General features: G+C 55.3%; 13 protein-coding genes and 2 pseudogenes. 10 read left to right on the top strand and 5 right to left on the bottom strand.

The genetic code is table 11. From position 1 onward, the window contains the following. Nucleotides 1–5 precede the first annotated feature (5 nt). On the bottom strand, nt 6–515 hold the full coding sequence (locus tag N7D90_RS12720; RefSeq protein WP_261738348.1) for a sugar ABC transporter: 510 nt from the start codon (nt 513–515) through the stop codon (nt 6–8). Nucleotides 516–638: 123 nt separating this feature from the next. Between N7D90_RS12720 and N7D90_RS12725 the strand changes: the two genes are divergently transcribed. From N7D90_RS12725 to N7D90_RS12745, 5 genes and pseudogenes are all read left to right on the top strand, one after another. Next, nucleotides 639–1526, top strand: a complete 888-nt coding sequence (locus N7D90_RS12725) for a LysR substrate-binding domain-containing protein (protein ID WP_261738349.1) — start codon at nt 639–641, stop codon at nt 1524–1526. Nucleotides 1527–1676: 150 nt separating this feature from the next. Then, nucleotides 1677–1946, top strand: a pseudogene (locus N7D90_RS12730) (LysR substrate-binding domain-containing protein); the annotation flags it as partial. Between the two features lie 165 nt (nt 1947–2111). Beyond that, complete coding sequence (locus N7D90_RS12735; RefSeq protein ID WP_261738350.1) at nt 2112–2657, top strand: RNA polymerase sigma factor; 546 nt, start codon at nt 2112–2114, stop codon at nt 2655–2657. A 47-nt stretch (nt 2658–2704) separates the two neighbouring features. Continuing rightward, nucleotides 2705–3505, top strand: a complete 801-nt coding sequence (locus N7D90_RS12740) for a FecR family protein (RefSeq protein ID WP_261738351.1) — start codon at nt 2705–2707, stop codon at nt 3503–3505. 101 nt (nt 3506–3606) lie between these two features. Beyond that, on the top strand, nt 3607–6024 hold the full coding sequence (locus tag N7D90_RS12745) for a TonB-dependent siderophore receptor (RefSeq protein WP_261738352.1): 2418 nt from the start codon (nt 3607–3609) through the stop codon (nt 6022–6024). 245 nt (nt 6025–6269) lie between these two features. On the opposite strand, the pseudogene N7D90_RS12750 reads toward N7D90_RS12745, so the two are convergent. Next, nucleotides 6270–6608, bottom strand: a pseudogene (locus N7D90_RS12750) (DNA adenine methylase); the annotation flags it as partial. A 144-nt stretch (nt 6609–6752) separates the two neighbouring features. Further along, the gene (locus N7D90_RS12755) at nt 6753–7670 is read right to left on the bottom strand and encodes a LysR family transcriptional regulator (RefSeq protein WP_261738353.1); all 918 of its coding nucleotides are present in this window, start codon (nt 7668–7670) and stop codon (nt 6753–6755) included. 66 nt (nt 7671–7736) lie between these two features. On the opposite strand from N7D90_RS12755, the gene N7D90_RS12760 reads away from it, so the two are divergent. Beyond that, on the top strand, nt 7737–8354 hold the full coding sequence (locus N7D90_RS12760; RefSeq protein WP_261738354.1) for a LysE family translocator: 618 nt from the start codon (nt 7737–7739) through the stop codon (nt 8352–8354). Between the two features lie 107 nt (nt 8355–8461). Here the strand turns inward: N7D90_RS12760 and N7D90_RS12765 are convergent, their stop codons facing one another. After that, complete coding sequence (locus N7D90_RS12765) at nt 8462–9988, bottom strand: MFS transporter (RefSeq protein WP_261742435.1); 1527 nt, start codon at nt 9986–9988, stop codon at nt 8462–8464. A 164-nt stretch (nt 9989–10152) separates the two neighbouring features. On the opposite strand from N7D90_RS12765, the gene N7D90_RS12770 reads away from it, so the two are divergent. The 4 genes from N7D90_RS12770 to N7D90_RS12785 all read left to right on the top strand — a co-directional run bounded on the left by N7D90_RS12770 (nt 10153) and on the right by N7D90_RS12785 (nt 12570). Continuing rightward, nucleotides 10153–11013, top strand: coding sequence for a LysR family transcriptional regulator (locus N7D90_RS12770; protein WP_261738355.1), 861 nt, complete (start codon nt 10153–10155; stop codon nt 11011–11013). A gap of 221 nt (nt 11014–11234) precedes the next feature. Continuing rightward, on the top strand, nt 11235–11666 hold the full coding sequence (locus N7D90_RS12775) for an SRPBCC family protein (RefSeq protein WP_261738356.1): 432 nt from the start codon (nt 11235–11237) through the stop codon (nt 11664–11666). Continuing rightward, nucleotides 11663–12100: an EVE domain-containing protein gene (locus N7D90_RS12780; protein WP_261738357.1), complete on the top strand. Its 438-nt coding sequence runs from the start codon at nt 11663–11665 to the stop codon at nt 12098–12100. The genes N7D90_RS12775 and N7D90_RS12780 overlap by 4 nt, the downstream gene beginning before the upstream one ends. Then, nucleotides 12097–12570 carry a MarR family winged helix-turn-helix transcriptional regulator gene (locus N7D90_RS12785; protein WP_261738358.1) on the top strand — a complete coding sequence of 158 codons (474 nt, stop codon included), beginning with the start codon at nt 12097–12099 and terminating at the stop codon, nt 12568–12570. The genes N7D90_RS12780 and N7D90_RS12785 overlap by 4 nt, the downstream gene beginning before the upstream one ends. Before the next feature lie 61 nt (nt 12571–12631). Here N7D90_RS12785 and N7D90_RS12790 read toward each other — a convergent pair whose 3' ends face one another. Next, entirely contained in the window at nt 12632–13576 is a 945-nt protein-coding gene (locus tag N7D90_RS12790; RefSeq protein ID WP_261738359.1) for an alpha/beta fold hydrolase, read from the bottom strand. Nucleotides 13577–13641: the final 65 nt, after the last annotated feature.

The following is a 13641-nucleotide window of genomic DNA, read 5'->3' on the forward strand; positions in this document are numbered from 1 at the left end:
GTTACTCATGACTGTAACTGCACGGTCATGGAGCGATATACATTCAACCCCTGCAGATCGCAGGCTCTGGCCTGAGTGCAATCCAGTTTGGCAAGCCAACGCTGTACAGGTGTCTTGTCCAAAGCAACGGCGTGCAGCGCTCGCGGTGTAAGGCCTAACCCAATCAGTGCTTGCGGCCCTTGCTCACTGACCAAAAGGTATTCGTCCGCGCCCACGGCAATTGCCCGGTCCACCCCGGCATAGAGGTTGCGCCTCCAATCAGTGATGTGCGACTGCCAGCGGGAAAAGTTGCCGCCCCCTTTTTTGCGGTACTCGTCGCTTTGCAATACGGCAAGTGTGTCGACTGAATGCAGGGCCAAGTAGGCCGGGCAATCGCCTCTCAAGGCCCTGAAGCGTTGTGAGGTGCTAAACCCGCTGACCGAGATCAGCGCGGGCAGTTTTTCCAGACTGTAAAACTCATTCCACTCGGCTTCACTGGCGGGTTCAGCGTAATTGCATTCGACTGTGTAAATCATAAAAGTCACTTCATTGATTGATGTTTCATCATGCTAATGGCACGGTAACGATTGAGAAAACGACTTTTCGGCACTGTTCAGTGATCAAACATCAAGATGGCTGCCTTGACTTCAGGAAAGACCATGCGTCGAAAACTCCCTACTAATGCAGCCCTGATTGCCTTTGAAACAGCAGCCCGGCATGGCAGTTTTGCCCGTGCTGCCGACGAATTAGCCTTGACCGAAGGCGCCATCAGTCGGCAGATAGGTCGCCTGGAAGCCTTTCTGGGTGTCACCCTGTTTGAGCGCGTTGGCAACCGCGTGCGGCTCTTGCCTAACGGTGAGCGCTACGCGGCGCAAGTGCGCGAACTACTCGACCGCCTCGACAGGGACAGCCAGTATTTGATGGGCCAACCCAGCGACGGCGCAAGCCTGGATATCGCCGTCAGTCCAACCTTTGCCCTGCGCTGGCTAATCCCTCGGTTGCCTGGCTTTAGCCAGCAACACCCGAATATCTGCGTACACCTCTCGGAACGCATGGAACCGTTCGTGCTTGCCGGTAGCGGCTTTGATGCCGCCATCCATTTTCAGCACCCAGCCTGGACAGGCATGCACACGCACCGCCTGTTGAACGAAGTGTTAATTCCGGTTTGTCATCCTGCCCTTCTGAACCCGGTCAAGCAGGCAACGGACCTGGATTCACTGCCACGATTACACCGACGGCAGAACCCGGATGCCTGGCAGCGCTATGCACAGGAAACCGGGATTGTCCTGAGCAACGCAGCGATGGGCGCGCGCTACGATTTGCATGCGATGTTGATCGAGGCCGCACTGGCTGGTCTCGGCGTGGCACTCGTACCGCGCCTGTACGTGGAAGCGGAACTGGCGCAAGGCCGGCTGGTTGCGCCATGGCCGCAGGAAAAGAATGTCGCCAAGACCTTTTGCCTCGTGTTACCCGAACCCCTTGAGCTGAGCCGCGCGCCCATCCAGGCATTTGCGCATTGGCTGTTGGAGGAGGCGCAGGTGAGGTAGGGTCGTGCGCAGGTGTCAGGACCGGTTCGGTTTCGTAGGCCACGTTAGTGCTGATCCCACGGGGTGATGATGTCTATGCACGACCAGCTATTCAGTGGATAGGTGATAAAGCTTTTGTGTCTGCTTTTGGCCGATAACAGTCCTCCGTGAAAGGTTGCGGGTCTGGACCTTGGACACATCAGCGTGAACTCGTTCGCCGTACAACTGGAGTCGGTGAGGCAAGGTATGGGCGTGGCGGTACTGCCCCGTATTCTGGCGCAGGGTCTGAACAAGTTATTCGTGGATCTCGAGCTTCCGGATATGGAGGTCTATCTGGTCACTCGGCCTCAGGCGTTGAAACAGGCGCACATCAAATGTTTCTTTGACATCCTGGAGCTGGTATTGCGCGAAGCTCTGAGCGTTGCAACTGACAGCTATTGAAGAAAAGAAGAGTGGGTTACCTGGCCCGGCTGCAGGGCACCGGATGTGTTGCTTAGAAGACACAAGGAACCACTGAGTAAGGCCCTGCTTTAAGTGTTACCTATCGCTAACCCTCTTCTTAGTGTTTATTATGCGTCTCATTCTCATCAGCGCCAGCATTGTGCAATGTCCAATTCTCCTTCAGACCATTCGATCATGAGCGCTCTGGCTCTTCATTACGATGATTTGGTCGAGTACATCAGGCGTCGTTTCAACGGCCGGGACTTTAGCCGTGACCTGATGCATGACCTGTGCATTCAAATGCTGGAGAAGCCCCCCAAGGAGCATGTCGCGACGCCGCTGGCGTATCTGCGCAGGGCGGCGTTCAATCGTGCCGTCGACCGGGTTCGCGCAGAGCGTACGCGTCAGGCGCACATGAATGGATTCGTGCCTGAGCACCAGAGTGTGGATGTTTGGGACGGTGAGAAGGCCTTGAATTTCGAGCAGCAACTGACGGCGTTGCTGGACATCATCCAGGCGTTGCCCATGCGCCAACGTCAGGTATTTCTGTTGCATCGCATCCATGAAATGCCGCAACGGGAGATCGCCGAAGAGTTGGATATCTCGGTGAACATGGTGACTCAACATTTTGGTCGCGCAATGAAAACCATCGCCCAACAATGGGAGCCTGCGCACCGCGCTTGCCAGTCCTGCTTTCGGAAAAAACCATGAATCGCCCGCCACCCCGCGCCACCAAAAACGATACATCGAGCGATCCTATGCAACCTTTCGCCGAGGCCTTGCGTGAGCGCGTACCGTCCAAGAGCGCTCTATTGGCCGAAGGCAAGGCGCTGACCAAACACCGCCGCAATAAACAAAAAGCCGCCTGCGCCGGGCTGTTGGCCGTGCTGCTGGCGGGCGGGTTGTGGCAGCTGGACCCGGCCTGGCGCAGTGAGGATGTGCAGGTCGCCATCGGTCAGCGCCAGCAAATCCGCCTGGAGGACGGCAGCCTGGTGGTGCTCAACTCAGGCAGTCACCTGCGCATCGAGAAACGCCTGCGCAGTCGGCAAGTGGAGTTGGTGGGTGGCGAAGCCATGTTTACGGTGGTGCATGTTGACACGCCGTTTATTGTGCGCAGCCAGGGTGTGCAGGTGCGGGACATTGGCACAGTGTTCAATTTGCGCAGCGACTCCCGAGGCGTGGATGTGGGCGTGATAGAGGGCAGTGTCGAGGTCAGCAACGAGCACACGGCACCCCGTCTGTTACAGGTGGGGGAGCAGTTACGCGCCACCGCTGAGCGAGTCGGTGGTATCGAACCTGCAAACACCGATTCCTTGACTGCCTGGCAGCACGGCAAATTGCGCTTCGACGGCGCGCTGTTGAGTGATGTGATTGGCGATCTGCAGCATTACCGTCAAGCAAGCATAAGGGTCGCCGATGGGCGCACGGGGGCGCTTCGCCTGTCGGGGGAGTTCGATAGCGAAGACGTCGAAGCGCTGATCAATATGCTGCCCAGAATTCTTCCGGTCAGCCTGCAACGCGGCAGTGATGGCAGTGTCCTGCTAAATAAAACTCGCTAACAGGCGAGAATTATTTTCAATACAACCTCAAGGTTGTTCGTGCGTCATACGCCATTGCCCATAGAGAACATTTTTAAGCACTTGTTCAAATGGGGAAAACAATGGGCAATAACCGGCTATCGCAACGCATGACACAGGGCTTGGGGCTACTGGCATCCAGTTTGTTACTGGCAGGCGCCGCCAACGCACAATTGGCAACTTATCGCCTGGATATTCCTGCTCAAGCATTGGATAAATCCCTCATCGCTCTGGCGCAACAGACCGGCAGCCGCGTGCTGTTCGCTACCGATATCGCCGAGGGCCGCCAAGCCCCGGCGCTGCATAACCGGTTGACCGTCGAGCAAGCGCTGGAACAACTGACTGGTCGCAGCGGTCTGCAGGTGCAAAAGGATGCTGATGGCAGTTACCTGATCGCCCCGCCGAGCGAAGACGCCGCACTCAAGTTGGGCGCCACCACGATCAAGGGGCACGGTTTGGGCGAGACCACCGAAAACTCCGGTTCGTACACCACAGGCACGACCAATACTTCGACCAAACTCCCGCTGACCCTGCGTGAAACCCCGCAGTCGGTGACTGTGGTAACACGTCAGCGCATGGACGATCAGGCTATGAAGAACCTGGACGATGTGATGCAGAACGCTACCGGCATCACCATTGTCAAGAACGGCGCTGAACGCTCGCTTTATCAGGCGAGGGGCCAATTGGTCGATACCCTGCAAATCGACGGTATCCCGACTAACGTCAGCAACGCCTATTCCATGGATGCCATTTCCAAACCCACCACCGACATTTATGACCGAGTGGAGATCGTTCGTGGTGCAACCGGTTTGATGGAGGGCGCCGGCAATCCATCAGCGGCGATCAACCTCGTGCGCAAACGTCCAACGGCGGCGCCCCAGGCCCTGATCGAGACGTCCGCAGGCTCATGGGATGACTACAAGACCATGGTCGATCTGTCTTCCCCGCTGAACCAGGAAGGCACAATCCGTGGGCGCACCGTACTGACCTATAACAACGCCAACAGCTACCTGGACACGGCGCAAAAAGAAAACCAAGTGTTCTACAGCATCGTGGAAGCCGACCTAGCGGAAAACACCATGGCGACCCTGGGTTTCACCTACCAGAAGGACCGCAACTCCGGTTATGACTGGTCAGGTTTACCCACACAAGCAGACGGTAGCTTCTACCCGCTGTCGCGCTCCACGTCACTGACCGGCAAGTGGAACCATCTGGACAAGCGCAACACCACGGTCTTTGCCGATATCCAGCACTATTTCGACAACGATTGGAAACTGGTGCTCTCCGCTAACCAGACCTGGGCAAAGTCCGACTTCCTCGGCAATTTTACCCAGCGCGTGAGCGGGACGGATAACAGCTTCCGCCTGCAACCACGGCTCTTCCGCTACGACGACACCCAGACCGGGGTGGACACTTACCTTTCGGGCCCTTTCCAGTTCCTGGGCAAACAGCATGACTTCGTAGTCGGGAGTAACGTGCGCGTTGATGATTTCGACTATCACGGCGGTAACGACACCAGCTACAACTACATCTTCGACATCAACAACCTGAACGCCTTCGATCCACCCAAACCCACCGCGTTGAATGTCAACAAGTGGAAGTACAACCAGACCCAGAAACAGGCTGGCGTGTATGCGGCAAGCCGCTTCAGCCTTACCGACTCGACCAGATTGATCCTGGGCAGTCGGGTCAGTTGGTTTAAATCGCAAAGCCTGACCAATGTGACGCGTCCTATCCGCAGTGAATACACCAAGAAGGGCGAGATCACACCGTATGCAGGGCTAGTCCAGGAGCTGAATGAAAACTTCTCGGCATATGCCAGCTACACAGAAATTTTCAAACCGCAGAGCAACCTCGATGCCAGCGGCAAGACGCTCAAGCCTATGACCGGCTCCAACTATGAAATGGGCTTGAAGGGCGAGTTTCTCGACAAGCGCCTCACAACCGCCATTGCCTTGTTCCAGTCCGACCAGACCGGACGCGCAGAGGCCGTCAGCGACAGTGAAGCCGAGATCATTTGCCCGAATGGTTGCTACCGCGCTTCGGAAAAAGTCCGCAACCGGGGGATCGACCTAGAGATCAACGGCGCTCTGACATCGGACTGGAACGTATCAGGTGGCTACACGTACACCCAGTCCAAATACGTTTCCGGAGACCAGAAAGGTGATGACTTCTCGGCCTCCTCTCCTCGCCATTTGTTCAAGATCGCTACGGACTACCGTCTGCCGGGCGTACTGAATAAAACGCGTGTGGGCGCAAGCATCTTTGCTCAAAGCAAGATGACCCAGACCGAAGTGGGCGAAACCTACAAAATCCAGCAAGGTGGCTACGCCCTGACCAACCTGCACGCGATTTACGAGATCAACAAGAACCTGGAAGTGCAGTACAACCTGGATAACATCTTCGACAAGAAGTACATCCAGACCACCGGCAACACCAACTACTGGAACTTCTACGGCGAGCCTCGCAACTTCAGCCTGGCGCTGCGGGCCAAGTTCTAAGGTCTATCTGAAGGCGGATTGACATCCGCAGCCTTGTCACACGATGGCGTACACGGCACTTCAGATTATGCGGCCGAGTCGGTTTGCGGTGTCCGTTATCGAAATCAGTCGGCCAGTCGCTGCTCTCCGCGAGTGGCAGTTGCTGGCCGACAGCAGTCCTTCGCGAGGACTACAATCGGCCAAATACGGACATTAGAGACTCTTACAAAGTCAGAACGACTCTCCTTTAAAAAATTATCCTGGCTAAAAAAGCCCCCCAGATCACTCGGCACCCAGCTCATAACAATCAACTCCCCAGTCACCTCAGCCCTTCCCTGCCGCTGATTTGTGGCTGTATACCGGATCTTAGTCGCTTCAAAATGAACCCCTTCAAACACCCGCCGAATGTCTGGGTGGCCGTTGATACTGAGCATCACCTTCCCTTTGTAACGCCGCATAAAATCAGCCATACGCTCGTAGTTTTCAAACGGGAAGTCGACGCCATAGCCAGCGGTCTGCCAGTAAGGTGAGTCCATATAGTGGAAGGTGTGTGCCCGGTCGTAGCGCTCTGCGCACTCAAGCCAGGGCAGGTTTTCAACGTAGGTACACCTGCATCGAGGACGACATGCTGGCCTCGGTATATCCGCACGCTGACCAGCCGCTCAAGAGTGGGGGCGGATTACTTATTAGGAAGGCTCGTCGCCTTACTGGTCTGGTTCACAGAAAATGTAACTGAAAATCCACTAGCCTCAGTCCACTGTCTGCAACCAATTAAGTAAATCCATTTCCAAGCTGCCTGGCTTAGGTGCTGTGGGAAATAGAAGGCAGTAGCGTGAGCCGTCTTCAACAAAACCTAGTGGCGCGGCCAACACACCGCTCTGGATATCGTCGCGCACTAAGTGCCATGGACCAATGGCCACCCCGAGGCCTGCGACAGCTGCTTGGATGCTGAAATAAAAGTGCTCAAAAGATTGCATCTCCATGGAAGGAGTGGGCAGTCCTTTTGCACTAGCCCACTCCTGCCAAGCCATAGGTCGGCTAGTAGTCTGAAGCAGTGGGGCCGTGGAGCGCAGACATTTCCTGCTTTTACTGAACCACTGATCTGCCATTTCTGGTCTGCATACAGGGCCGACCTTTTCTGGGAATAGGCTCTCAACATGATAGCCGGGGGGGCGAGGAAAATCGTCCCGCCGAATGGCCAAATCTATGCCATGGTCGAACGAAAAGCTGCCGCCGCCGGCCACTAAATGAATTTCTGGTCCCCTATGATGTGTTTGGAAGTTGCTCCAACGAGGGATCAACCATCGCATTAACAGCGTTGGCTCGCAGGACAGGACAAGCTGGCGAGCACGACGGGCATCGGTACGTATCTCGCGAACTGCCTGGTTCATCAATCCAAGCCCTTCACTAACGGCTTTCGCCAAACGTCGTCCGGCGTCTGTTAAAAAAACCCTTCGGCTACGCCGCTCGAACAGGTCAACACCTAGATCCTCCTCAAGCAAGCGCACCGCTCGGCTTATGGCACCTGGCGTCAGATGCAACTCCTCAGCCGCACGGGCGAAGTTTTCGAACCGTCCGGCCGATTCGAAGCAACGCAGCGCGAGCAGAGAAGGCGTGCGAGCTTCAGAGATTAGTGAGCTGTACTCACTATTTTCTTCAGAAATCATCGTTATTACCAGAGCAAATAATCTGTAAATATTGCTTTTTACCACTAAGAATTCGAAGAGTACGGCATGAACGAATGGATAGCTGTAATCACCATTACAATACTCGCATGCGTCAGTCCGGGGCCGGATTTCGCCATGGTTTCTCGCAATGGATTGCTACTGTCTCGACGGGCGGGAGTCCTCACAGCTGTGGGAATTGGTACTGGGGTTCTAGTCCACGTCTGCTATACCTTGCTCGGACTAGGCTTAGTGCTTCAACAAACGCCTTGGTTGTTCAATGCGCTGAAGCTGGCTGGAGCTGCGTATCTTGTCTACCTAGGCATCAAAATGCTTCGTTCCAGGCCGGTTATTGAAGAGCTGGATGCACCGTTAACCGCTATGTCAGATCTGGCAGCTTTACGCACGGGATTTCTCACAAACGCGTTGAATCCGAAAACATCGATCTTCATCGTTAGTTTGTTCATTGGTGTAGTACGACCGGACACCTCCCTGACAGTGCAAATTGCATATGGCGTGTTCATCGCTGGGGCGCACGCGGTGTGGTTTAGCCTCGTCGCGTTGTGCTTCTCTGCCGGGATAGTGCGCGAGAAACTAGTGGCCTCACGGCAATGGATTGACCGATTTTTTGGAGGCCTACTGGTGAGTTTCGGGATTCTGCTGACAATCGCTCAGCGTTCAGTCTGAGGTGAATTTGCCCCTGCGCTGGGCCTTCAAGCACGCCGCGTGTTCGAGTTGTTTCTCGACCTGACTCTGTTATGTATGAATGTGTACTTGAGCAGTTTGAGTGACAGTCACTGATGAGAATGAGCAGCTTTGCTCGAACGAAAGACCCAGCAGCTCGCCGCCACCAGCACCCATGCTGCAATACCGCCATACAGCATTACCCAGCCAAACCCATGCGCCAACGCTGCATTGGCGACATCGACCGGAATCGTAGTTACCTGGCCAGTCTGCGCCAACACGGCAGCATTGCCGGCTGAAATACTCTCCGCCAACAACCTCAGTTGCACATCATCGGGCGAGCCAGGTAACTGGCTGCGCAAGGAAGACAGGATGCCTTCCACCAAGATGAATCCCATCAATGCAATATTGATTGCAAGACTGATCATACGAGCGCTGATATCAATTCCTGATGCCATGCCAGCACGTGCGCTGGGCACCGATCCGGTGGTGGTATTGGTTACCGGCGTGTTGGTCAGTCCCAGGCCGATCCCGGCGACCAGACAGCCTGGAAGCATCGTCAGCCAGCTGGCCTGCGTGACACTGCTGCCCCATTTCATCAGCAGGAACCCTAGGCCGATGGTGAACAAGCCTGCGGGAATCACCACGTCAGGTCGATAGCGCAGCGCCAGCCGTTCGCCTAATGGGGGGATAACCAACGTCGGTAGTGTGTAAGCCAGCAGTGCCAGACCGGTGCCAACACTGGCGTAGCCAAGGCTATTTTGAAAGTACAGAGGCAGGTAGATCATGAATGGCCAGAAGCTGAAGTTCATGCCTGCCGACCCTAGCAAAGCACCCGAGAAGCGGCGGATGCGCAACACAGAGAAGTCGAACATGGGATCGACATGGCGTCGCTGCGCAACGACAAAGACAATGAAGCTGACCATTGCCACTATCAGGCTGGCGATGGACGAACCGCTGGAGAAACCCACCCCCGCTCCCTGCGTGATGAACCAGGAAAGACCCAACACTGCCAGCGACAGCGAAATAATGCCCAACACATCCAGCCTGCGACGCTGCGGATCACTTGATTCATCGACACCGACGATCACCAGTACCAACGCGAGTACCGCAATTGGCGCATGCACCAGGAATACCCATTCCCAACTCGACAACGCCACGATAGCGGCGCCGATAATCGGACCGAACCCCAAACCAATGCCGAACACGATCCCCCAGGCACTGAAAGCTTTACCGCGCGAAACTCCAGACTGGAATCGATGAGACAGAACGGCCACCTGGCAGATCAGCATGGCACCACCGGCCATGCCTTGCAGGAATCGGCTGGCAATCAAGACACTGGCGCTGTCCGCCCATCCACAGCCTAGTGAGGTCATACCGAAAAGCACCAGGCTAATGATAAACACTCGCTTGCGCCCATACCGATCCGCCAGTGTGCCGGTGGCCATCAGTACCGTGGTGCAGGCGATGGTGTAGGCATTCATGATCCACTGCATATCTTTGAAATCGCTGCGCAGAACCGATTCAAGTGTGGGCAGAATGGCCGGCACGCTCGAGATTTCCAGGCCGAACATCAGCGAGGCCAAGCAAACGGCGGCTATCGTGAAAACATCTTTTTGCGAAGAAGAGAACTGCATCGTGATCTTCCAGATCAAGTTGATGGGCTCCGGCAAGACCGCTCTGAATGTCAGCCTCGCCAGACATAACTCCAAGTGACCGGCCGCATTCTGGAAGTAATTAAAAAATGACAGAAATGATTTAATTTCGTAAGTTTTATTAATATTCGTCATGAGTTGACTAAATGGACTTCGACCCAGCGCTATTGCGTGCTTTTGTCGCGATCAAGGAAACCGGCAGTTTCACTCGTGCCGCAGAGCGGCTGCACTTGAGCCAGTCAGCGATCAGTCATCAAATCCGTCGCTTGGAAGAACAGGCCGGTACCACGCTACTGGTGCGCACCACCCGACGTTTGACGCTGACAGAAGATGGCGAAGATTTCCTGCGCCATGCCGAACACGTCCTAAGAGCGCAAGACGCCCTCTCCCGGCGTTTCGAAGCGTCGTCGGTATCCGGGACCGTGCGCTTCGGAGTGCCTGAAAATTTTATCGGCGACGGCCTGCCGCCGTTACTGACTCGGTTCGCCAGACAATTTCCCGCCGTACGTCTGGATGTAACCGTTGGCACCTACCTTGATCTGCGCGCGCTGGTCGATGCCGATGGGCTCGATCTGGCCGTCGTCATGGCATTGCCGGGCAGTCCGCCCGGCGGTACCGTGCTGCGCGAAACCCGGTTTGTCTGGGCCGCAGCGCAGAGTTTCGACTTTACCGGCGACTCCCCTTTGCCGCTGGCGTTTGCACCAACGCCCTGCTTGCACCGCCAAGTGGCCGTAGAGGCATTGGAGCATTCCACTGTGGATTGGCGGGTCGCCTTTACCTCCCCAAGTCAACAAGGACTGCGGGCAGCAGTGTTGGCGGGGCTTGCCGTCACCGCTCTACCGTTGGGAGATCTAGAGCCCGGCATGGTAGTTATTGACGGCCAACATGGCCTGCCAGCGCTGCTGGATGCTGACTTCAGACTGATTTGGAGTGCCACAGGAAAGACGCCTGCGGCCAATGCATTTGGGCAGCTGCTGGTAGAGATGTCTGAGTCGCCATCAATCTAGAACAAGCTGACTGCCATTGGCATTCCAGAGTCAGTGCCCTGTTGATTGTGAAGGGTGGCTTTGGATGGTTGCGGCTCTTAGCGACGGCCGCAATCGGTCCAGAAGCGGACGTGTTAGAGCAGGGAAATTAATCTGTTCCCCGTTTAATTAATTGAACGACTGCGTTGATCAATTATGTATGCGAACATACAATATGCGCACATACATAAAGGGAGTTCAGCATGCCTCACACTCACCACGCCAGTGCTTCGTATAGCCACGAAACTAGCGCAACCACCGCCACGATTTGGGGGTTTTTCACAGACGTCGCTGGCTGGAAGGAATGGAATGCAGGCGTCTATTCGTGCGTACTTGAGGGTCTCTTCATTAAAGGCACGTGGATGACGATGGTGTTGCCGGATCAGGAGGTCATTAAGTCCCAGCTCGTAGAAGTCACTGAACCTACCGGGTTTACAGACGAGACCACGCTTGGCGACATCACTGTGCGCGTGAGGCATGAAGTGAGTTTATTGCCCGCTGGAAACTGCTCAATCACTTACACGATCGATGTAAACGGAATCGGCGCCCAGGCAGTTTGTGATCAGGTTTCTTCTGACTTTCCAGACGTATTGCGCGCTCTGGCAGAACGGGCAGAACGGCAGGTGAGCCAATGACTCAGGCGTGGCTTGGCGTTGTGTCGCGCTCGCACGTTTGGCAAGGTGTGGAGGGAGGTTTTGCGCAGGTATGCCATGGCAAGGCTCAGCCGCTACGCAGAATGAAGAAAGGCGATATTTTCGTCTACTACTCACCGAGTGTGGAGATGCAAGGCGCCCCTCTGAAAGCATTCACAGCGCTGGGGATGATCCAAGACGACGAGGTTTTTGAATACGACATGGGCAACGGTTTTGTACCGTTTCGCCGCCGAGTTAAGTATGGCCAGGCAAGAGAAGTGCCCCTGGAAACAGTGCGAGGGGATTTGGATCTGTGTGTCCCGCGAAACTGGGGCATTATTTTGAGGCGTGGTCTGATTCCCCTAACCGATAACGACATTGGCGTCATTGCCCGCGCGATGGACGTTGATCTGGCAGCATTGAGGAGTAACCCATGACGTCGAAGCCACTCCCCACCGTCCACAGCGGACCGTCTGACAGCCCTGGATTTTTGCTCTGGCGCATCTCCAATAACTGGCAGCGAGATCAGCGCGCAGCGTTGCAACCGCTGGGTTTGACGCACACTCAGTTCGTCATGCTGGCAGTCGTTACCTGGTTCAGTTCGCAAGAACCTCTTACCCAGACGCGACTATCGCAGTTGACCGGCAGTGACCCAATGACAACATCTCAGACGGTTCGCACGCTCCTCGCCAATGGTCTGCTCGAGCGGAATGCCCATCCTACCGACACTCGGGCCAAGGTAATTTCCGTCACCGATGCCGGGCGAGAATTGGCGCAAGAGGCCGTCCTTGTTGTGGAGGAAGTTGACCGCCAATTTTTCTTACCGTTGGGCGAGCAGCGGTCCAGCTTGGTACAGTTTTTTCAAATGATGCTCGACAAAGGGCCAGTGCCGGATGAATTGTCTTGATTATGTAGACACGCAATGACCGCTTCTGGCCGATTCTGTTGAAAAATTGCTCTTTTAAAGGTCAGCTTGCAGACGTCTGCTTTAACCAGTCCAGAATTGTCTTGGTTGTCTCTTGTGGCTTTTCTTCCTGAATCCAGTGGCCTGTGTCCAGGCTGACAACCTCGACGTTTGGCACAAAGTCACTCAGATTTGGGGACTTTGGTATCGTATCGCGGTCCCCGTAGATCATTAGCGCGGGGTGATGAACAATCGGGTCAACGTCCGCCAAAAGATGCCAGTTGCGGTCCAGATTTCGATACCAGTTGATACTGCTCGTGAAGCCAGAGACCTCAAACGCGGCGTCGAGGACAGACAGCTCGGCATCTGTCATGAGCGGCTCTCCGGTATCAGCCTCGGCCTCAGCCAAGTTGATCATTGCCATTCCTAGTTCGGGTGCTTGTGTTTGTTCGTTCTTGCGATACAGATTTCGAAGGAACTGTTGCCTGTTTTGATCCAGGATCGCATCCGCCACTCCGGGGTGCCGATTGAAATGCACCATGTAGTTATCAGGCCCCATGAAGCTTTCGATCAACTCCACCCACGGGATGTCACCCCGTTCCTGATAGGGAAGTGCGAGCGCGATGAGCTTGCTCACTCGGTTTGGATGCAGTAGCGCCGTACCCCAGACAACATTAGCGCCCCAATCATGGCCGACAAAGACGGCATCGTCGTATCCGAAGTGATCAAGCAGCGCGACAAGGTCGTCAGTCAAATGCGCGAGGTCATATGCGGTCACGTCAGTCGGCCGTGCAGAATTGCCATACCCACGCTGGTTCGGCACGATGACGTGATAGCCAGCGGTCGCAAGCGCTGGCAATTGATGCCGCCAGCAAAAGGCATGCGCCGGCCAGCCGTGACAAAGTACGATCGGGTTTCCAAAATTTTCTTTTCCTGCTTCAAAAACTTCCAATTCAACACCGTTTACCGAGATCAAAGTGGGCATGGGAAAGCCGTTGGAGTTAAACATTTATCTTCCTTTTTGGTTTGGATGGGCGATCAGGCAGCGGCGCAGCACTTGATGCCGGTAGTTCC

Origin of the sequence: Pseudomonas fragi (assembly GCF_025426255.1) — a bacterium.
Lineage (GTDB): Bacteria > Pseudomonadota > Gammaproteobacteria > Pseudomonadales > Pseudomonadaceae > Aquipseudomonas > Aquipseudomonas kulmbachensis.